Raw genomic sequence first — 17,802 nt, 5'->3', positions numbered from 1 at the left:
CCTATCCGGCCATGCCGACGACGGAATGCCGGCCACTGGCCCGGCCGGGCCCCGCCCCGGCGCCCTGTGTCGCGGAGCGTCGGCGAATCGCCGGCAGGACCCCCCCCCCCCCCCCCTAGGGGGTGGCGAGCAGGGTGGTGACGAGCTCGGCGGTGCGGCGGTGCCAGGTGCTCGCGTCGCGGAGCATCGCGTGGCCGCCCGTGGGCATCGGGATGCCGGTGGCGTCCGCGCCCGCGAGGCGGGCCCGGCGTACGAAGTCCCAGGATTCGGCGGCCGAGGTGACCCGGTCCGCCTCGTCGTGCAGCAGGCGGAGCCCGCGGCCCGCGAGGTGCTCCACCGGCTCGCCGGCCGGGCACCAGGGGGCGAGGGCCACCACGCCGCGGACCTGGGGTGCACCGGCCGCGCGCAGGGCCGCCCGGCCGCCCATCGAGTGGCCGACGAGGACCACGGGCACGTCCCCGGCGAGCCCGCGCAGCCGTGCGAGGGCCGCCTCGGCGTCCCGGGCCGCGTCGCAGCGGGAGCCGTTCCATCCCCGGTGCCGGTAGCGGACCTCCGCCACCAGGACGTCGCGCCCCCGCGTCGCGCGGGCGACGGCGCTCGCGAAGGGCCGCATCCGCAGCGCGGGCAGGTTGAGAAGGGGCGGCGGTTCCGGCCCGTCCTCGCGCCCTCCGTGCAGCAGCAGGACCGCCGCCGCCGGTATCGCCGGGGACCTACGGATCACGAGCGCCCGGCCCTCGCCGGTCGACGCCGTGCCCGGCTCCGTTCCGGCCGTCATCCCGCCTCCCCGGGCGTGCGGCGCGGCGGGCGCGGGAAGAACCCGCTGGTGCGGGCAGCATAGGCGGCGTACCCGGGCCGGTCTGCCATGTGCGCCTCCAACAGTCTCTTGCCGCTGCCCCAGATCAGCAACGCGCTCATCACCAGCGGTGAGACCAGCGTGAGTGCCGCAGTCTGCCAGGTCGCGCAGGCCAGCAGGTACAGACCCCACCAGACGAGGAAGTCGCCGAAGTAGTTGGGGTGCCGCGTCCAGCTCCACAGACCGCGGTCCATGATCCTTCCTCGGTTCTCGGGGCGCTGCCTGAAGCGGGCGAGCTGGAAGTCGCCGGCCGCCTCGAAGAGCAGTCCGGTCGCCCACAGCAGCAGGCCGAGCGCGGCGAGCGGCCCGAGGGGCACGGGCACGTACGACGCGGCCTGCACCGGCAGCGAGACGAGCCAGACCAGCGCGCCCTGGAGGAGGTAGACCTTGCGCAGGGCGTACAGCCGGGGGCTGCCCGGCGCCCGGGCGAGCATGCGGGCGTAGCGCGGGTCCTCGCCGTGTCCGCGGCCGCGCCGGGCGATGTGCAGGGCCAGGCGCAGACCCCACACGACGGTCGCCGCGGCGACAGCGAGACGCCGGCCGTCGTCGCCGTACCCCGCCGACAGCAGCCAGCTGGTGAGCGCCACCGCGGCGAAGGCGAGGCCCCAGGCGACGTCGACGATCCGGTGCAGGCCCCTGACCGTGGCGACGGCGAAGGTGACCAGCATGACGGCGAGCGCGGCGCCGGCCGCGACGGCCAGGCCCGGCAACAGCGCGTACGGGTCGAGGGTCATGGGGTCTCCGGCGGCACCGGGTCGGCGGTGAGCAGCAGTTGGCGTACGTCCAGGTAGCGCGAGCGGAATCCGGCCTCCGAGTAGGCGAGGTAGAGCTCCCACATGCGGCGGAAGGTGTGGTCGAAGCCGAGGGCGGCGACGGAGTCGGCCCGGCGGTCGAACTCCTCGCGCCACAGCCGCAGCGTCTCCGCGTAGTGGGCGCCGAAGCCGTCGTCCGCCCGTGTGTGCAGCCCGGCCGCCGCGCTCTCCTGGGCGATGGCCTCGCGGGAGGGGATGAGCCCGCCGGGGAAGACGTACTTGCTGATCCAGGTGTGCGTGCGGGCGGTGAGGAGCATGCGCTCGTGGGGCATGGTGATGGCCTGGAGGGCGACGCGGCCGCCGGGTGCCAGGAGCCGGCGCAGGGCGGCGAAGTAGGTGGACCAGTACTCGGCGCCGACCGCTTCGATCATCTCCACGCTGACGACGGCGTCGAAGGAGCCCTCGACATCCCGGTAGTCGCGCAGTTCGACGGTGATCCGGTCGCCGAGACCGGCCGCGGCGATGCGCTCGCGGGCCAGGTCGCGCTGTTCGGCGGAGAGGGTCACGGTCAGCACCTGGGCGCCCCGGGAGGCGGCCCGCACCGCCAGCTCGCCCCAGCCGGTGCCGACCTCCAGCAGACGGGTGCCCGGTCCGACGTCCGCGAGGTCGAGGAGCCGGTCGATCTTGCGGTGCTGGGCGGCGGTGAAGGTCGCGGCCGAGGCGGGGAACGCGGCGAACACCGCCGAGGAGTAGGTCATGCTGCGGTCGAGGAACAGCGTGAACAGCTCGTTGGACAGGTCGTAGTGGCGGTGGATGTTCTCCCGCGCGCCCTCGGGGGTGTTGCGCTGGTGCTCCGGCCGCCTGCGCACCCAGGCCTCGCGCAGCCGGCGCAGCGGCGCCGGCACCAGGTCGTCGACGTGGGCGGCGAGCACGGTCAGCGCGCCGACCAGGTCGTCGCTGTCCCATTCCCCGGCCATGTACGACTCGCCGAAGCCGATCAGGCCGTCCGAGCCGATCCGGCGGTGGAAGGCCCCGGGGTCGTGGAGGGTGAGGGTGGGCGGCGCTCCGGCCTGCCGGGGAACACGGTGCCCGGGCAGCTCCCCGCCCCCGAGCCGGTCCCCGCCCCCGAGCCGGTCCCCGCCCCCGATCCGTACCCGCAGCGGGAGCCGGCCGAGCGCGCGGCCGATGATCCGCTCGGCGACGGCGCTCCGCAGGGCCGAGGCACGGGGCGGCCGGGCCACGTCGGGCCAGCGGTCCGGGTCGACGGGCGCGGGTGCGGGTGCGGGCGCGGGCGCGCCCTCGACGGCCGGGGAGTACGAGACGCTCACAGGGCGGTGCCTTCCTGCGGGGGATGGACGGGACGGGGGCGGACCGGGAGTCCGCGGAGGAAGAGGCGGATGCCCTGGAGGCGGATGCCGGCGGAGACCCGGGCGGTGGACCAGGGGTGCCGCAGGGCGGCGCCGAGCAGGGCGCGGGCGGCCGCCGGGCGGTGGCGGCCCCGCACGGTCGCGGTGAAGGGGCAGGTCCCGTCCTCGTGGCGCAGCTGCACGGTCAGGTCGAGGCGGTCGCCGGGGACGGGCAGCCGCATCCGGTAGAAGCCCTCGACCGCGAAGAACGGCGAGACGTAGAAGTCCTTGGGGACGTCGGCCAGTCCGTCGGCGCCGGGGCGCAGCAGGTAGCAGTGGCGCTCGCCGTAGGTGTTGTGGACCTCGGCGACGACGCAGACCGGGGTACCGGCGCGGTCGTGGCACCAGTAGAGGGTGAGCGGGTTGAAGACGTGTCCGAGGACGCGGGCGTGGGCGAGCATCAGGACGCGGCCGTCCGCGTTCTCCACCCCGTGGGCGGACAGCTGGGCCTCCAGGCCCGCGCGCAGGGTGGGTGCCCGGCCGCCGAAGTGGTCGCGGGGGTCGAACCGGGCCAGCGGGCGCAGCGCCCGGGGGATGCGGGGCGGGTCGTCGATGTCGATGAGCCACAGGTAGGTGCGCTGACGGAAGGCGTGGTGGACCGGCGAGGTGCGCGCATGGGCCACCGTGCACTCGTACAGGGCCGGTACGCGCGGCAGGGCCGGGGGCAGGGCCGGTCGCCCGGGGGTGCCGTTCACCACCGCACCCCCAGCGCCTCGGCGGCGGCGACGCCGGAGCGGCAGCCGTCCTCGTGGAAGCCCCAGCCGTGGTAGGCGCCGGCGAAGGCGGTCACGGACGTGTTCAGCCGGGGCAGTTCCCGCTGCGCGGCGACGGACCGCGGTGTGTAGACCGGGTGTTCGTACACCATGCGGGCGATCACGTCGAAGGGGTCGACCCGGCCGCGGGCGTTGAGGGTGACGATGTGCGGCTCGGCGGTCGGCAGCCGCTGGAGCCGGTTCATGTCGTAGCTGACCTGGACGGTCTCGGGCCGGGCGTCGCAGGAGGGGAGCCAGTAGTTCCACGAGGCGCGCGCGTGCGGGGAGCGGGGCAGGAGCGAGGTGTCGCCGTGCAGCACGGTCGGGTTGCGGGAGTAGGTGAACGCTCCGAGGGTCCGGACCTCGTCCTCGGTCGGGTCGGCCAGCAGTCGCAGCGCCTGGTCGGGGTGGACGGCGATGACCACGGCCGCGTACGGGGTCGAGTCGCCGTCGGGGGTCAGCACGCGCGCGTGGTCGGCGGCGCGCACGACGGCCCGGACCGGGGTCCCGGTGCGGACGGAAGTGAGGTTCTTGGCCGCTCTGGCCACGTAGGCGGCCGAACCGCCCGTGACCGTACGCCACTTCGGGGACCCTTTGACGGACAGCAGTCCGTGGTGGTCCAGGAAACGGAAGAGGTAACGGGCCGGGTACTGGAGGGCCGTGTCCGCGGCGCAGGACCAGACGGCCGCGACGAGCGGGATGGCGAAGTGGCCGACGAAATAAGGGGAGAAGCGGTGCCGGCCGAGGAACTCCCCCAGGGTCCGGCCGTCGTCCTCGGAGTCGAGCAGCCGGCGGGCGGCGCGGTGGAAGCGCGGGATCTCGGCGAGCATGCGCAGGTGGCGGCCGCGCAGCAGGTTGCCTCCGCCGAGCAGTCCGGCGGCGCCCCGGGCGCCCGCGTACTCCAGGCCGCAGCCGCCGCAGCGGACGGACATGCTCATCTCGGATTCCTGGGTGGTGACGCCGAGTTCGCGGAACAGACGGAGCAGATGCGGGTAGGTGCGCTCGTTGTGCACGATGAACCCGCTGTCCACGTGGACGGTGCCCACGTCCCGGGTGGGCAGTTCATGGGTGTGGGCGTGGCCCCCGAGTCGGTCGTCCGCCTCGTACAGCACCACGTCGTACGCGCGTTGCAGCACGTGCGCGGCCGTCAGTCCGGCCACGCCCCCGCCCACCACTGCGATCCTCCGTCGGTCCACGTCACTCAACCCCTCGCGCTCGCCTGCCCCGCACGGCCCGGTGCCGGGTGTTCCACGGGTACTTCGGTGCCGGACGGCCCGCGGATGGGAATCTTGTTTCCGGCGGGCGCCGCCGGCCGGCCGCCGCCACCGCTTCCGCCGCCGACGCCGCCCGCCTCGCCACCGAGGTGGTGGCGCATCCGGTGCAGACCCCGCCGGGCGTGGCTCTTGACGGTGCCGAGCGGCATGCCGGTGCGCTCGGCGATCTGGGCCTGCGTGAGGTCCGCGTAGAAGGCCATGGCCAGCACCTCCCGCTGCGCGCGGGGCAGTTTCGCCAGCTCGCCCGTGACGAGCAGCCGGTCCAGGCCGGTTTCGGGGCCCGCCACGGGCTCGTCCGGGGGCGGCAGGGCGGCGCCGGCGGCCGCGACCAGGTCGAGCCGCCGGGTACGGGCCGTGAGGGCGTCGGCGATCTTCCGCCGGGTGATCCCGACCAGCCAGCCGGGAAACGGCCCGCGCTCCGGCCGGTATCCGGCGCGGCCCTGCCAGGCGGCCAGGAAGACCTGCTGGCGGACGTCCTCGGCCTCCTTGGAGTCGCCGAGGGTGCGGGCCGCCAGGGCGTGGACGAGCCCGCCCCACCGGCGGTACGCGGCGCTCAGGCACCGCTCGTCGCCGTGTACGAAACCCTCGGCGAGCTCGTGGTCGAGCAGCCGCTCCACGGCTGCGGGCGACGGCCGGACGGTGACGCTCTGTGCGGTCATGGCGACTGCTCCTCGGTGGGGACCGGTGCCCGTCCAGATTCCGGCCCGCCCGCGCATCGATTCCACTCGCATCGGTTGTGCGTCGCATGATGGAGGTATGAGCGAGTCCGCAGAGCAGCCCGCCGAGGCCGTGCACGGTGTCACCACCGGGGCCGTGGCACGTCGGCTGGGGGTCGCCCCCACGACACTGCGCTCCTGGGACCGGCGGTACGGGATCGGGCCGGCCGCCCGCGAGGACGGCAGGCACCGGCGGTGGACCCCCGGGGACGTCGCCGTCCTGCAGGAGATGTGCCGGCTGACCGCGTCGGGGGTGCCGCCCGCGGAGGCGGCGCGCGCCTCCCGGACCGGGTCGGGAGCCACCGCGCCGGGCACGCCCACCGCGCCGGTCCGTCAGCCGGGATCGGGGAACGGCCTGCCGCTCGGCGACGTGCGCCAGGAGTGCCGGGGGCTGGGCCGGGCGGCCGTCCGCCTCGATTCACCGACCATGGACGAGATGCTGGGCTCGCTGATCACCGAGTACGGCCTGGTGACCACCTGGGAGGAGGTGATGGTGCCGACCCTGCACGCCGTGGGGCGCAAGTGGGAGACCTCGGGCGACCAGTACGTCGAGGTCGAGCACCTGCTGTCCTGGCACGTCTCGACGGCACTGCGCCGCGTGAGCATCGGCGCGCTGTCCGGGCCCCGGGCAAGCGCTCCCCCGATCCTGCTCGCGTGCGTTCCGGGCGAGCAGCACACGCTCCCCCTGGAGGCCCTCGCCGCGGGTCTCGCCGAACTGGGCCTGCCCGCCCGGATGTTCGGGGCGGCCGTGCCGCCCGAGGCGCTGGTCCAGGCCGTACGCCGGATCGGCCCGTCCGCGGTCGTGCTGTGGGCGCAGGCCCGCTCCACCGCGCAACACGCCCTGGCCCGGCACGTCGCGGACACCGCGTGGGGGGTCAAGGGGGCACGGGCGCGGACCACGGTCCTCCTCGCGGGCCCCGGCTGGGCGGGCCCCGCGCCCGCCCCGGGCATGCTGCGGCCCGGCGGGCTGCGGGAGGCCCTGGCCCTGCTGCGCGGACTGTCCGGGACCGCGACGGCGGGAGCGGCAGCGCCCCCTCAGCGCTCCTGACCGGCGCGGGCCCGTTCGACCACGTCGCGTATCGCCTGGGCGACCGGTTGCGGCCGCTCGACGGCGATGCCGTGGCCGCTGTCGGTGTCGGCGACGTGCCGGGCGTGCAGGTCTTCGGCCAGGCGCCGCTGGGCGGCCAGCCAGGCCGGCCAGGTCGATCCGCCACCGACGCCGAGGTCCCACGGGTGGTCGGAGGTGAGCACGGCGGCCAGCGCACACGACACGGCGAGGGCGGCAACGGCGGCGGACACGCGCCGGGCCCGGACCGGACCGCTTGCGCACACCCGTCCAGTCTGGCACCGGGCGGTGACCACCGACAGCCGGTGGTGTCACGGGCCGTCCTTGCCGCGGGCCTGCCGGAAGCGGGCCAGCCCCTCCGGGAGGCCGATCACCGGGTCCGGGTAGTCGTACCGGGCCCGCTCCAGCCCGGGCAGCTGCCACGGCTCGTGGACCGAGGGGCCCGGCAGTCCGGCGAGCTCCGGGATCCAGCGCCGCACGTACGCTCCGTCGGGGTCGTACCGCCTGCCCTGGATCACCGGGTTGAGCACCCGGTTGGGGCGGCTGTCGGTGCCGGTCCCGGCCACCCACTGCCAGTTGAGCTGGTTGTTGGCGACATCGCCGTCGACCAGCAGGTCGAGGAAGTGGTGGGCTCCGGCGCGCCAGTCGATGTAGAGGGTCTTGGTCAGGAAGGACGCGGCGAGGAGCCGGCCCCGGCCCGGCATCCAGCCCTCGTGGGCGAGTTGGCGCATGGCCGCGTCCACCACGGGATAGCCGGTGCGGCCCTCCTTCCAGGCCAGCAGGTCCGCCTCGGCGGCCTTGCCGCGGCGCCAGCGGTCGGCCCGGGTGCGGTAGTCCCGGGTGGCCGCGCCGGGGCGGGCGGCGAGGAGCTGGTACTGGAAGTCGCGCCAGCACAGCTGCCGTACGAAGGCCTCGGCGCCCGCTCCGCCCCGGGACCGCGCCCGGTGCACGGCCTCGGCCGCCGAGACCGCGCCGAAGTGGATGTACGGGGAGAGGCGGGAGGTGACGTCGCCGGGAAGGTCGTCGTGGCCCTCCTCGTACTGGTCGGCGTACCTCCCCAGCCAGTCCGTCAGCCGCTGCCGGCCCTCTGGCTCACCCCCGGTGGCCAGGCCCGCGGAGACGGAGGGAACCGCCGCGCGCGACGGGATCTCCTCGGAGCGGATCGCGCCGGGCACCGGGACCGCCCGGGGCGCCGCCAGCGGTTCGCGCAGCCGCTCCCCCGACCAGCGCCGGAAGTACGGGGTGAAGACGGCGAAGTGATCGGATCCGCTCGGTGTCACGGCCCCGGCGGGCAGGGCGGTGACGACGCCGTCGTGGACGTAGAGGCGACGCCCGTCGGCCTCGAGGGCGCTGCGCAGCCGCTGCTCGCGGCGCAGGGCGAAGGCGCTGCACCCGGCCGCCATGTGCACCTCGTCGGCGTCGGTCTCCCGTACGACGGCGCACACTTCGGCGACGGGGTCCCCCGAGCGCAGCACGAGCCGGCCGCCGCGTTCGCGCAGTCCGGAGTCGAGACCGGCCAGGCAGTCCGCCAGGAAGGCGAGCCGGTTGGGTGCAGCGAAGCCCGCGCGGTCCACCGCCGGGTCCCGGACGAAGAGCGGGACGGTCTCGTTCCCCTGGCCCAGCGCGGCGCGCAGCGGCGGGTGGTCGTGGACACGGAGGTCCGAGGTGAACAGGACGACCGAGACGTTCATGGTGCTGCTCCTGGCATCGGGCCACCGGACGGACTCTGGGCGTGCCGCGCGGCGGTCGCTGGGCTGGCCTTGTCTTGCCTTGCCCTGTCATTCGGCGCGTGCGGCCTCGGCGGATGCAGCGGGGCGGCGGCTTTCCGCGTCCGCCTCGGCCGTGCGGGCGATGTTGCGGGCCATGCCGCCGAAGACCACGGCGTGGAACGGCGAGACGCTCCACCAGTAGAGGTGGCCGGCCAGGCCGTGCGGGTGGAACATGGCCCGCTGGCGGTAGCGCGTCCGCCCCTCCTCGTCGTGGTCGGCGGACATCTCCAGCCAGGCGAGGCCGGGCAGCCGCATCTCGGCGCGGAGCCTGAGCAGCCGGCCGCGTTCGATCTCCTCGACCCGCCAGAAGTCCAGCGAGTCCCCGACCCGCAGATGTGCGGCGTCCCGGCGGCCCCGGCGCAGACCGACGCCCCCGACGAGGCGGTCGAACCAGCCGCGGACGGCCCAGGCGAGCGGGAAGGAGTACCAGCCGTTCTCCCCGCCGATCCCCTCCACGACCCGCCACAGGGCCTGCGGTGAGGCGTCCACGGTGCACTCGCGGACGTCGGAGTAGAGGCTGCCGCCGGCCCAGTCGGGGTCGGTGGGCAGCGGGTCGCTCGGTGCTCCGGGGACGGAGGCGGAGGACCAGCGGGTGAGGACCTGGGCGTCGCGGACCTTCTGGAGGGCGTAGGTCAGGGCCGTGTCGAAGTCGAGGGGGGCGCCGGGCGGATCGGGCACCCAGGTGGCGATGTCGTGCTCGTCGCAGACGACCTCGTACTTGAGCGACTCCGCGAGGGGGCGGGCGATGGACCGGGGCACCGGGGTGACCAGGCCGACCCAGTGGCTGGACAGCCGCGGGGTGAGGACCGGCACCGGGAGGATGAGCCGCTGGGGCAGCCCGTCCACGCGGGCGTAGCGGCGCATCATCTCGAGGTACGTGAGGACGTCCGGGCCGCCGATGTCGAAGGCGCGGCTGACGTCGGCGGGCATACGGGCGCTGCCGACCAGGTAGCGCAGCACGTCGCGGACGGCGATGGGCTGGATACGGGTGCGAACCCAGCTCGGGGTGACCATCACGGGCAGCCGCTCGGTCAGGTAGCGGAGCATCTCGAAGGAGGCCGAGCCGGAGCCGATGATGACGGCGGCCCGGAGCACGGTGGTGGGGACCCCGGAGTCCAGGAGAATGCGCCCGACCTCGGCGCGGGAGCGCAGATGCGGCGAGAGCTCCCGGTCGGGCACGCCGCGCGGGGTGAGTCCGCCGAGGTAGACGATGCGGCGGACGCCGGCGGCGCGGGCCTGCTCGGCGAAGTTCCGTGCAGCCCGGCGGTCGGTGCGCTCGAAGTCGCGTCCGCTGCCGAGGGCGTGCACGAGGTAGTAGGCGACGTCGACGTCGCGCAGGGCGGGGGCGAGCGAGTCGGCGTCGGTGACGTCGCCGCGGACGATCTCCGCCTGGCCGGCCCAGGGGTGGTCGCGCAGCTTCGCCGGGGTGCGGGCGAGGCAGCGCACCGTGTGGCCCGCGGTGAGGAGCTCGGGGACGAGCCGGCCGCCGATGTAGCCGGTGGCTCCGGTGACCAGGCACCGCGAACCCGGGGCCGGGGCCTGATCCGGGGCCGGGGCCTGGTCGGCACCCGGGTCCGGGAGTCCTTGTGCGTCCGTCATGGAGTGCTCCGATCCGCCGTCGGGGTGTGTCCCCCGGAGTTCTTCCGGGGACGCGGTCCGGCCGGATGCACGGACCGCCGCCCACGAGATGATCGTGCGGGGTGCGCATACTGCGGCATGAGGACCGTGTCGACGATGTGGACGGTGGCGTGGGAACGTGGCCGCAGACGACCTCGGCGGAGTCTGTTCACCCGGTATTCCGTGCCCGGGCCAGGTGGTCGTGAGGATCTTGGTCAGGGCCTCCCTGCTGGCCAGGACCTCGTCCGGGTCCGCCTTCACCGTGATGTCCCGGGCCGTTGTCCAGCGTGTCCACCGGTCCGGCCTTCTTCCCGGCCGCGACCAGGGTCGACAGGAGCCCGCGTCGTCCTGGGGCACCGAGGCGCACGACGGACCGAACGGACCGCCCGCGACCGCGTCGGCGTCGCCGACGGGCCGCGGGGAGGACACGGCGCCGGGCGCGGCGGAGCCCTCCTTGCTCGTACTCTCCTCCGAACAGGCGGACAGCGCCAGCGGAAGCAGCACCGCGGCGGTCACGGCGAGGGCGGCGCGGCGAAGGGAAGGTCTGCATGCTCATGGTCTCTCCTGGGTCCGTGGACACGGCCTGGGCCGCCTCTTCGCCGCGGGCCGTCGTCCGGAGGGCTCTGCCACCGGAAGGAGTGGCACCCCGTACGGCCAACCGGACAACTGCCGACCCCTGCCGGACCTCACGGTCCGCCGAGACCCATCCGGCCGAGCCGCGGCTCCGAATGAGCTGTGGAACCGAGAACTCCTGGAGGACCTCCCCGGTGAGAGAGAACGTGCGCATAGGCCGGCCCCCGTCGGCCGCTCCCGACCTGCCGGAGCTGATGGGCCGGGTGGCCCGCGGCGACCAGCAGGCGTTCACGGCCGTCTTCGAGGCCGTCTCCGGCCCCGTGCTGGGTCTCGTCCGCACCGTGCTGCGGGACCCGGCCCAGTCGGAGGAGGTCGCCCAGGAAGTCCTGGTCGAGCTCTGGCGGACCGCCGCCCGCTACCAGCCCGCGCGGGGCTCGGTGATGAACTGGGTCCTGACGCTGGCCCACCGCCGGGCCGTCGACCGGGTGCGTTCCGAGCAGGCGGCGTCCAACCGGGAGAAGCGGGCGGCACTGCTGGAGCACACCGCGGCCTACGACGAGGTGGTGGAGCAGGTGGAGACCCGGCTGGAGCGCGAGCAGGTGCGGCGCTGTCTGCGCGGCCTCACCGAACTGCAGCGCCAGTCGGTCACTCTGGCGTACTACCGCGGCCTGACCTACCGGGAGGTCGCGGAGTTGCTGGCCCTGCCGTTGGGTACCGTCAAGACACGGCTGCGCGACGGCCTCATCCGGCTCCGTGACTGCCTGGGGGTGGGCGTGTGAACACCGTGGATCTGCACACCTTGACGGGCGCGTACGTGCTCGACGCCCTGGAGCCGGGCGAACGGGCCGCCGTAGAGCGGCACCTCGCCGACTGCCCGTCCTGCGCGCAGGAGGTCCTGGAGCTCTCCGAGACCGTGACGCGCCTCGGGCTCGCCGTCGCCGCGCCGCCGAGCGCCGCGCTGCGGGACGAGGTGATGCGCCGGATCGCGACGGTCCGCCAGGAACCGCCCGCGACGGTGAGGGCCGCGCGCGGAGGCCACGTACGGCCCCGCTGGCGGCCGGTGTCGAACTGGGCCCTGGCGGCCTGCCTCGCGGGGGCCGTCGCGCTCGGCGGTGTGGCGGTATCGCAGTACGAGCGCGCCGAGGAGGCCCGGCAGCAGGCACTGCAGGCCCGCATCGCGAACGACGCCGTCGGCGCGGTCCTCGCGTCGGCCGACGCCCGGGTGAACACCGCGCCGCTGCGGGGCGGCGCCGTGGGCACGGTGGTCGTCTCGGCCTCCCGCAACCAGGCGGTCTTCGCGGCCTCCGGTATGCCTGCGCCGCCCAGCGGGAAGGTGTACCAGCTCTGGTACAACGACGGCGGGAGGATGCGCTCGGCGGGCCTGCTGGACACCGGCACCCCGGCGGCGGCGACCCTGCTCGCCGGCCCGGTCGACGCGGCGTCGGGGATGGGCATCACCGTCGAACCGGCGGGGGGCTCGCCACGGCCGACCTCGGCGCCGGTGGCCCTGCTGGCCTTCCCCGCGGCCTGAGCCGTCAGCCCGACCGGGGGCCGTCAGACGGAGGACCGGAAGCGGTTGCGGTACTCCGTCGGTGTCGTGTCGAGCTTGCGGCGGAAGGCGCGGACGAGGGTGTCGGTCGTGTGGAACCCGCAGACGGTCGCGACGCGTTCGAGGGTGTCGTCCGTGGACTCCAGGCGGTTGCGCGCCACTTCGACGCGGGCCGATTCGATGTAGGCGGCGGGGGTCATCCCCAGTTCCGTCTTGAAGATCCGGGTGAGCTGCCGTTCGCCGACATGAGCCTGCTCGGCCAGGTCGGCGACGGTCAGCTGCCCGGCGATGTTCCGCGTGATGTAGTGGCGCAGGTCCTCGATGCGCCGCGTGGTCGAGAGGGGTTCGAGCGGGACGCTGAACTGGCTCTGCCCACCGGGCCGTTTCAGGTACATCACCAGTTGCCGGGCCACGCGCAGGGCGACGGCCTCGCCGAAGTCCTCGGCGACGAGGGCGAGCGAGAGGTCGAGGCAGGCGCTGATCCCGGCGCCGGTCCACACCCCCTGGTCCCGGATGAAGATCGGATCCGCGTCGACCTCGATCGAGGGGTGCTCTTCGGCGAGTTGCCGCGCGGTCGACCAGTGGGTCGTGGCCCGCTTGCCGTCGAGCAGCCCGGCATCCGCGAGGATGTGCGCGCCCACGCACACGGATGCGACGCGCCGGCTCGTGGCGGCGAGGGTGCGCACGCGGTCGACCACGGCGGGGTCGGCGAGGGCGCGGACGCGGCCCCGGCCGTCGACCTCGACGGAGCCGGGTACCAGGAGGGTGTCGATGCTCCTCCCCATCACCTCCCGGAAGGTGACTTCGGGCAGGATCCGGACTCCGGCGGAGGTGGTGACGGGCTCCGTGGTCTCGGCGGCCAGGGCGACCCGGTAGCCCGCCGCGTCGCCCACCTCGCGCCTGAGCAGGGCGAACACCTCGGGCGGTCCGGTGACGTCCAGCAGGTCGACGCCGTCGAAGAGGACGACGACGATGAACCGTTCGACGGTGCTCAAGGGGTCTCCGTTCGCGCGGGCGGGGGCGGCGGCGCGTGGGCGGCGGCCGGCCCTGTCCCGCCCACCGTATGTCGGTTTCTGCAGGTTGGATGACATTGCCGACATCAGAGGTGGCTCATAGCGTGGAGAACACGGCCCGCCGCTCTGCGACCGGAGCCTCTCGACACACGCCACCACGCCACCCCAGGAGGGTATTTCCATGTCCAAGACGACCCTGCGCGATCTGAGCGGTCTCGACCGCACCCCGGCCTCGCCCGCCGACGCGACGCTGATCCTGATCGACTACCAGAACACCTACACCCGGGGCGTGATGGAGCTGACGGGGTGGGAGCCCGCCCTCGACGCCGCCGCGGCACTGCTGACCGCGGCCCGCGCGGCCGGGGCGAGGGTCATCCACGTGGTGAACGACGGCGGCGAGGGCAGCCCGTACGACGTCCGGGCCGAGATCGGCCGGATCCACCCCCGGGTCGCTCCCGTCGAAGGCGAAACGGTGGTCGTCAAGACGGTCCCCAACGCGTTCGTCGACACCGGCCTCGGCGAGCACGTCGACGCGGCCGGCCACAAGGACGTCATCGTCGCCGGGTTCATGACCCACATGTGCGTGACCTTCACCGCCGAAGGCGCGTTCCTGCGGGGCAACCGGCCCACGGTCGTCGCCGACGCCTGCGCGACCCGCCCGCTGCGCACGGCGGTCGCCGAGGTGTCCGCCGAGCAGCTCCACCACGCCGCGCTCGCGACGATCGCCGACCTCTACGGGGTCGTCGTCCCGTCCGTCTCCTCCCTCGGCTGAGCCGCGGCCCGTTCGACCCGGCCGCTCGGGCCGCCCGTTCAGCGAGCCGTCGCCACCAGGCGGCGCAGTGCGGCGTGGGCGGGCGGGCCCCAGGTCGGCTTGCCACCGGGACGGCCGCGCACGCCGGCCTCCCCGATGAGGATGCCGCCGAGGGCCCTGAGCACCGCCCAGCCGCGGGCGCGCCGCAGGGTCGCGGCGTCCGCGGCCGGCCGGTACGCGGCGTGGAAACGGTCGACGGCACCGTCCGGCAGCAGCACCCACGGGGCCGCGAGGTCACAGGCCGGATCGCCCGCGCAGAGATCGCCGAAGTCGATCACACCGCAGAAGGTGCCGCCCTCGGTGAGGACGTTGGCCGGATGCAGGTCGCCGTGGAGCCACAGCGCCGGGCCGGACCAGACGGGCGCGGCGACGGCGTCCTCCCACACCGCGCGGACGGCGTCGGGGTCACGGACCAGTCCCGCCCCGGTGGCCGCGGCAAGTCCCTCGGCGAACTGTTCGGCGCACTCCGCCAGCGGTCCCCCGCGGCCGCGGCCGCCGACGGGCGCCCCGTCGGGCGCCGGGCCGTGAAGGGCCGTCAGGAATCCGGCCAGGGCGTCGGCCGCCTCCGTGGCGCTCGTGGCGGGGGCTCGGTCGGCGGGCGCACCCGGCACCCAGGTGGTGACGGTCCAGGGGCGCGGAAACCGTTCGGAGGGCTCACCGAGGCGCTGCGGTACGGGAACCGGCAGCGGAAGGCCTGGGGCGAGGGCGGGCAGCCAGGCGTATTCCTTGCGCAGCAGGGCGTCCGCGGACCGCGTCGCCCAGGGCAACCGGACGGCCAGGTCGTCGCCGAGCCTCCACAGCTGGTTGTCCCAGCCTCGCGCGCCGAGCCGCACGGGGCGGTCCGCCAGGTCGGGGTGCTGGTCGCGCAGCAGGTCCCGGACCAGCTCCGCGGTCATCTCGATCTCGGTGTGGGTCATGCGGATCAACCCTAGGGGGTGTCGGACCGGACGAAGTTGGTGGTCCTGAGCACGCGGGGCAGGTGGACGTGCAGGTGCTCGATTTCGACACCGCGGCCTCGATCATCGTGCCGGGCCACATGGCCACCAGCCCCCTGGCCTGAGCGCCGAAGCCGTCCGGTTGTCCGGTCAGCGGTTCGGTGGCGTGCGCCGTCACAGTTCCTCGCCGAGGGGCAGCCGCTGGATGCCCGGCAGGTACGCGTCGAGCTCCCCCGGGGTGAACCGGGTCATGCCGACGACGTGCCAGAACTCGCCGGCCACATCGCCCTCGTACTTGTAGCCGCCGGCCGGTGTCAGCGCCGCCCAGCCCCCGGCCATGCTTTTAGGGCCCGACGGGTCCCGCTCATCGCCTCCTGGATGCTCGCGGGGCGGCGCACCCGTTCCACGAGGGAGCCCGTCGCAAGGAGGCCGAGGACGATGAGGGTGGCGCCGGAGGCCACGTCGTCACTGATGACGTCACCGGAGACGTCCAGGAGTCCGACCGCCATCGCGATGCCGAGTGCGACCACGACGTCGGCGTTCCGCAACACCCAGGCAACGAAGCGTTCCAGCCGCCCTACGTGCGCTGCCATGAGCGCACCCCCCTCCCCCGCCCGTGCCCCGATGGTAGGAGATGCGCCGGTGGCCCCACCAGAGCGACTTCACGTCGCGCGGTCGTCCCCGCCTGCGCCCGCGCGGGCCCCGTCGCCGGTCAGCAGACGGGCGCGCAACCGCTCCGCCGTCCGCTCCGACAGCCCGACCCGGTCCCGTAGGTAGCCCTGTACGGATCCGTACCGGGTCTCCAGGTCCGCCAGCACCAGCTCCATGATCACGGCGGGGGCGCGGCCGTAGCCGGGCCACTTCATGACCCGGCCGGGGTGGGCGGCCCGCCAGTCGGCGAGGAGGCGCCCGGTGGCCAGCTCGGTGAGTGCGAAGTCGGCCAGGACGTCGGCCCGTTCCACCCCGAGCAGGGTCAGTACGAACGCCCCGATCAGCCCGGTCCGGTCCTTGCCCGAGGTGCAGTGGAAGACGACGGGGCCGGGCGCCTGCGCCATCGCCTCCAGGGCCTGCCGGATCTCCTCGACCCCGTCCTCGGTCACCTCGGCGAACCGGTCGGCGAGGTAGCGCCAGGGGTCGACGTCCGGGTCGATCTCGGCCTGGTCGTAGGGCCGGTGCTCGATGCTCAGGTTGAGGTACTGGAACCGTCCCGCCTCGGGTACCCGCCCCTTGGCCTCGATCTCCCACGGATAGCGCAGGTCGATGACGGTGCCGATCCCCAGTTCCAGGAACCGCTCCCAGTCGGCGTCCCGCAGCTTGCCGAGCGAGTCGGCCCGGTACAGGTTCCCCCACCGGACGGTCCGGCCGTCGGCCGAGCGATAGCCGCCCAGGTCCCGGAAGTTGTGCAGGCGCTCGAACTCGACGTGCCGGTCCATCGGATCTCCCCCTCGTTTCCTACTCAGTCCGCGATCATGCCGCACCCCCGCCCCCGAACTCCACACCGTCCGGCGGGAGTCCGAGCGGAAGGCGGCGGATGGTCACGCGCTTCCCCCCACCGCGGGCAGCGGGTGGGGCGCGGGGAAGGCGGAGGCCCCGGCCAGGAGGGCGTACGAGCGTTGGCGGTCGGAGGGGTCGCCGGGAACGCCCCGTGGCCCGTCTGCCGGAACTCCCGCAGGGCGACCTCCACTCCGGCCGCCGCCCGCAGCTGGCGCCCGTAGCGGTGCGCGTCGTCCGCGACGGGATCGAGGTCGCCGGTGGGGAGGACGGCCGGTGCGAGGCCGCGCAGGTCGGCGGCTTCGCAGGGGGTGCTGTGGAGCCGTGTGCCGTCGGCGGCGACCGGCAGCCCCGGGTCCCGGTAGTCCTGCCAGGCCGCCATCAGGTAGGAGGGAGGCCGCCGCGCACCCGGGGTCGAGCGGCGGGTACGCCAGTACCTGCGCGGCCAGCGGAATCCCGCGGTCGCGGCAGACGAGGGCGGCCGAGGCGGCGAGGGTGCCGCCGGCGCTGTCCCCGCCGACGGCCAGGACGGGGGGCGCCGGCCGGCCGGTCCTGCTCCCTCGATCGTGGCCCGCACCTCGTCGGCGTATCCGCCGGTGGTCGCCGACCTCAGCCGCCTCGGCGCCGCCGCCGCGCTGATCGACGTACTCGGCCGCCGCCGCCACGACTTCCTGGTCTTCGTACCGCCGACCCTCGCGGTCCGCGCGGCAGGCCTGGCGCAGGGCGGCGATGCCACAGCGGCGGACTTCGCCCGCCTGGGCAACACCAGCCACCCGTACACGACTCCGCGCATCCATTCGGTGCGGCGCACCAGATCTACCGCTACCGGCTGTTCGGCGAACGACGGCCGGGGCGGAGGGTGGGCGGGCCGGTCTGGCTCACCCATATGAACCGGCACCGGATGGACGACCTGCTGCACCTGGTGCGCGGGGCGGGGCGGTCTTTCCCCGGATGGCACCATCACTTGACGCTGATGTCCGCGGCGTACGCGTACCAGGGCCTGCGCGGCCTGCGCGGCCTGCGCGGCCTGCGGGAGCGGCGGGAGCGGCGGGCGGCTCGATGGCCGGCAGTCCGCCTGAGCGGACTGCCGGCCGGACAACCCGGCCCCGCGCCTCCAAGGCCGCCCTGGCGGGACTGCGTCAGGCGCGGATGAGAGCGAGGGCCTCGTCGCGGATCTTGGCCAGGGTGGCCTCGTCACGGGCCTCCACGTTCAGACGGAGCAGGG

The 17,802-nt window shown here is 74.7% G+C and carries 19 protein-coding genes and 2 pseudogenes; 5 read left to right on the top strand and 16 right to left on the bottom strand.

Annotated elements, in window-relative coordinates; translation table 11 throughout:
* Positions 1 to 115 precede the first annotated feature (115 nt).
* From ACGFZK_RS33400 to ACGFZK_RS33375, 6 genes and pseudogenes are all read right to left on the bottom strand, one after another.
* A complete protein-coding gene (locus ACGFZK_RS33400) occupies positions 116 to 775 on the bottom strand; it encodes an alpha/beta fold hydrolase (protein ID WP_393852603.1) in 660 nt (219 codons plus the stop codon).
* On the bottom strand, positions 772 to 1,587 hold the full coding sequence (locus ACGFZK_RS33395; protein WP_393852602.1) for a DUF1295 domain-containing protein: 816 nt from the start codon (positions 1,585 to 1,587) through the stop codon (positions 772 to 774). The genes ACGFZK_RS33400 and ACGFZK_RS33395 overlap by 4 nt, the downstream gene beginning before the upstream one ends.
* The gene (locus tag ACGFZK_RS33390; RefSeq protein ID WP_393852601.1) at positions 1,584 to 2,933 is read right to left on the bottom strand and encodes a class I SAM-dependent methyltransferase; all 1,350 of its coding nucleotides are present in this window, start codon (positions 2,931 to 2,933) and stop codon (positions 1,584 to 1,586) included. Before ACGFZK_RS33390 ends, ACGFZK_RS33395 begins: the two co-directional genes overlap by 4 nt.
* Entirely contained in the window at positions 2,930 to 3,706 is a 777-nt protein-coding gene (locus ACGFZK_RS33385) for a DUF1365 domain-containing protein (RefSeq protein WP_393852600.1), read from the bottom strand. The genes ACGFZK_RS33390 and ACGFZK_RS33385 overlap by 4 nt, the downstream gene beginning before the upstream one ends.
* Positions 3,703 to 4,968: an NAD(P)/FAD-dependent oxidoreductase gene (locus tag ACGFZK_RS33380; RefSeq protein WP_393852599.1), complete on the bottom strand. Its 1,266-nt coding sequence runs from the start codon at positions 4,966 to 4,968 to the stop codon at positions 3,703 to 3,705. Before ACGFZK_RS33380 ends, ACGFZK_RS33385 begins: the two co-directional genes overlap by 4 nt.
* A gap of 152 nt (positions 4,969 to 5,120) precedes the next feature.
* Positions 5,121 to 5,696 (bottom strand): annotated as a pseudogene (locus ACGFZK_RS33375) (sigma-70 family RNA polymerase sigma factor); the annotation flags it as partial.
* Positions 5,697 to 5,793: 97 nt separating this feature from the next.
* Here ACGFZK_RS33375 and ACGFZK_RS33370 point away from each other — a divergent pair.
* Entirely contained in the window at positions 5,794 to 6,801 is a 1,008-nt protein-coding gene (locus tag ACGFZK_RS33370; RefSeq protein WP_393852598.1) for a MerR family transcriptional regulator, read from the top strand.
* Here ACGFZK_RS33370 and ACGFZK_RS33365 read toward each other — a convergent pair.
* The 3 genes from ACGFZK_RS33365 to ACGFZK_RS33355 form a co-directional block, all read right to left on the bottom strand.
* Positions 6,789 to 7,085: a hypothetical protein gene (locus tag ACGFZK_RS33365; protein ID WP_393852597.1), complete on the bottom strand. Its 297-nt coding sequence runs from the start codon at positions 7,083 to 7,085 to the stop codon at positions 6,789 to 6,791. The two genes, ACGFZK_RS33370 and ACGFZK_RS33365, sit on opposite strands and share 13 nt — an antisense overlap.
* A gap of 45 nt (positions 7,086 to 7,130) precedes the next feature.
* Positions 7,131 to 8,510, bottom strand: a complete 1,380-nt coding sequence (locus ACGFZK_RS33360) for a cryptochrome/photolyase family protein (RefSeq protein ID WP_393852596.1) — start codon at positions 8,508 to 8,510, stop codon at positions 7,131 to 7,133.
* 87 nt (positions 8,511 to 8,597) lie between these two features.
* Positions 8,598 to 10,187 (bottom strand): SDR family oxidoreductase, encoded by a 1,590-nt coding sequence (locus tag ACGFZK_RS33355; protein ID WP_393852595.1) that lies wholly within the window; start codon positions 10,185 to 10,187, stop codon positions 8,598 to 8,600.
* Positions 10,188 to 10,972: 785 nt separating this feature from the next.
* Between ACGFZK_RS33355 and ACGFZK_RS33350 the strand changes: the two genes are divergently transcribed.
* Positions 10,973 to 11,557, top strand: coding sequence for a sigma-70 family RNA polymerase sigma factor (locus ACGFZK_RS33350; protein ID WP_393852594.1), 585 nt, complete (start codon positions 10,973 to 10,975; stop codon positions 11,555 to 11,557).
* Positions 11,554 to 12,309, top strand: a complete 756-nt coding sequence (locus ACGFZK_RS33345) for an anti-sigma factor domain-containing protein (RefSeq protein WP_393852593.1) — start codon at positions 11,554 to 11,556, stop codon at positions 12,307 to 12,309. The genes ACGFZK_RS33350 and ACGFZK_RS33345 overlap by 4 nt, the downstream gene beginning before the upstream one ends.
* A 23-nt stretch (positions 12,310 to 12,332) precedes the next feature.
* Here ACGFZK_RS33345 and ACGFZK_RS33340 read toward each other — a convergent pair whose 3' ends face one another.
* On the bottom strand, positions 12,333 to 13,322 hold the full coding sequence (locus ACGFZK_RS33340; protein WP_393852592.1) for a GlxA family transcriptional regulator: 990 nt from the start codon (positions 13,320 to 13,322) through the stop codon (positions 12,333 to 12,335).
* A 199-nt stretch (positions 13,323 to 13,521) separates the two neighbouring features.
* Between ACGFZK_RS33340 and ACGFZK_RS33335 the strand changes: the two genes are divergently transcribed.
* On the top strand, positions 13,522 to 14,112 hold the full coding sequence (locus ACGFZK_RS33335; RefSeq protein WP_393852591.1) for an isochorismatase family protein: 591 nt from the start codon (positions 13,522 to 13,524) through the stop codon (positions 14,110 to 14,112).
* 38 nt (positions 14,113 to 14,150) lie between these two features.
* Here the strand turns inward: ACGFZK_RS33335 and ACGFZK_RS33330 are convergent, their stop codons facing one another.
* From ACGFZK_RS33330 to ACGFZK_RS33305, 6 genes and pseudogenes are all read right to left on the bottom strand, one after another.
* Positions 14,151 to 15,068: an aminoglycoside phosphotransferase family protein gene (locus ACGFZK_RS33330; protein WP_393852590.1), complete on the bottom strand. Its 918-nt coding sequence runs from the start codon at positions 15,066 to 15,068 to the stop codon at positions 14,151 to 14,153.
* Positions 15,069 to 15,260: 192 nt separating this feature from the next.
* Positions 15,261 to 15,425 (bottom strand): hypothetical protein, encoded by a 165-nt coding sequence (locus ACGFZK_RS33325; protein ID WP_393852589.1) that lies wholly within the window; start codon positions 15,423 to 15,425, stop codon positions 15,261 to 15,263.
* A complete protein-coding gene (locus ACGFZK_RS33320; RefSeq protein ID WP_393852588.1) occupies positions 15,401 to 15,679 on the bottom strand; it encodes a hypothetical protein in 279 nt (92 codons plus the stop codon). Before ACGFZK_RS33320 ends, ACGFZK_RS33325 begins: the two co-directional genes overlap by 25 nt.
* A 69-nt stretch (positions 15,680 to 15,748) precedes the next feature.
* Positions 15,749 to 16,519 (bottom strand): tyrosine-protein phosphatase, encoded by a 771-nt coding sequence (locus tag ACGFZK_RS33315; RefSeq protein ID WP_393852587.1) that lies wholly within the window; start codon positions 16,517 to 16,519, stop codon positions 15,749 to 15,751.
* Positions 16,520 to 16,542: 23 nt separating this feature from the next.
* On the bottom strand, positions 16,543 to 16,959 hold the full coding sequence (locus tag ACGFZK_RS33310; protein WP_393852586.1) for an alpha/beta hydrolase fold domain-containing protein: 417 nt from the start codon (positions 16,957 to 16,959) through the stop codon (positions 16,543 to 16,545).
* An 82-nt stretch (positions 16,960 to 17,041) separates the two neighbouring features.
* A pseudogene (locus ACGFZK_RS33305) lies at positions 17,042 to 17,242 on the bottom strand (hypothetical protein); the annotation flags it as partial.
* On the opposite strand from ACGFZK_RS33305, the gene ACGFZK_RS33300 reads away from it, so the two are divergent.
* Complete coding sequence (locus tag ACGFZK_RS33300) at positions 17,144 to 17,467, top strand: hypothetical protein (protein ID WP_393852585.1); 324 nt, start codon at positions 17,144 to 17,146, stop codon at positions 17,465 to 17,467. The pseudogene ACGFZK_RS33305 and the gene ACGFZK_RS33300 overlap by 99 nt on opposite strands.
* The last annotated feature ends 335 nt before the right edge of the window (positions 17,468 to 17,802 follow it).

Origin of the sequence: Streptomyces sp. NPDC048257 (assembly GCF_043201855.1) — a bacterium.
Lineage (GTDB): Bacteria > Actinomycetota > Actinomycetes > Streptomycetales > Streptomycetaceae > Streptomyces.
The sequence above is the reverse complement of the archived record's forward strand: the minus strand, read 5'-3'. Positions and strand labels throughout refer to the sequence as shown.

Bases quoted from the DNA above. Each gene is read 5' to 3' on its own strand.
- ACGFZK_RS33335 (WP_393852591.1), top strand. From the start codon at position 13,522: ATGTCCAAGACGACCCTGCGCGATCTGAGCGGTCTCGACCGCACCCCG.
- ACGFZK_RS33370 (WP_393852598.1), top strand. From the start codon at position 5,794: ATGAGCGAGTCCGCAGAGCAGCCCGCCGAGGCCGTGCACGGTGTCACC.
- ACGFZK_RS33330 (WP_393852590.1), bottom strand. From the start codon at position 15,068: ATGACCCACACCGAGATCGAGATGACCGCGGAGCTGGTCCGGGACCTG.
- ACGFZK_RS33400 (WP_393852603.1), bottom strand. From the start codon at position 775: ATGACGGCCGGAACGGAGCCGGGCACGGCGTCGACCGGCGAGGGCCGG.
- ACGFZK_RS33395 (WP_393852602.1), bottom strand. From the start codon at position 1,587: ATGACCCTCGACCCGTACGCGCTGTTGCCGGGCCTGGCCGTCGCGGCC.
- ACGFZK_RS33315 (WP_393852587.1), bottom strand. From the start codon at position 16,519: ATGGACCGGCACGTCGAGTTCGAGCGCCTGCACAACTTCCGGGACCTG.
- ACGFZK_RS33320 (WP_393852588.1), bottom strand. From the start codon at position 15,679: ATGGCAGCGCACGTAGGGCGGCTGGAACGCTTCGTTGCCTGGGTGTTG.
- ACGFZK_RS33360 (WP_393852596.1), bottom strand. From the start codon at position 8,510: ATGAACGTCTCGGTCGTCCTGTTCACCTCGGACCTCCGTGTCCACGAC.
- ACGFZK_RS33325 (WP_393852589.1), bottom strand. From the start codon at position 15,425: ATGGCCGGGGGCTGGGCGGCGCTGACACCGGCCGGCGGCTACAAGTAC.
- ACGFZK_RS33355 (WP_393852595.1), bottom strand. From the start codon at position 10,187: ATGACGGACGCACAAGGACTCCCGGACCCGGGTGCCGACCAGGCCCCG.
- ACGFZK_RS33310 (WP_393852586.1), bottom strand. From the start codon at position 16,959: ATGGCGGCCTGGCAGGACTACCGGGACCCGGGGCTGCCGGTCGCCGCC.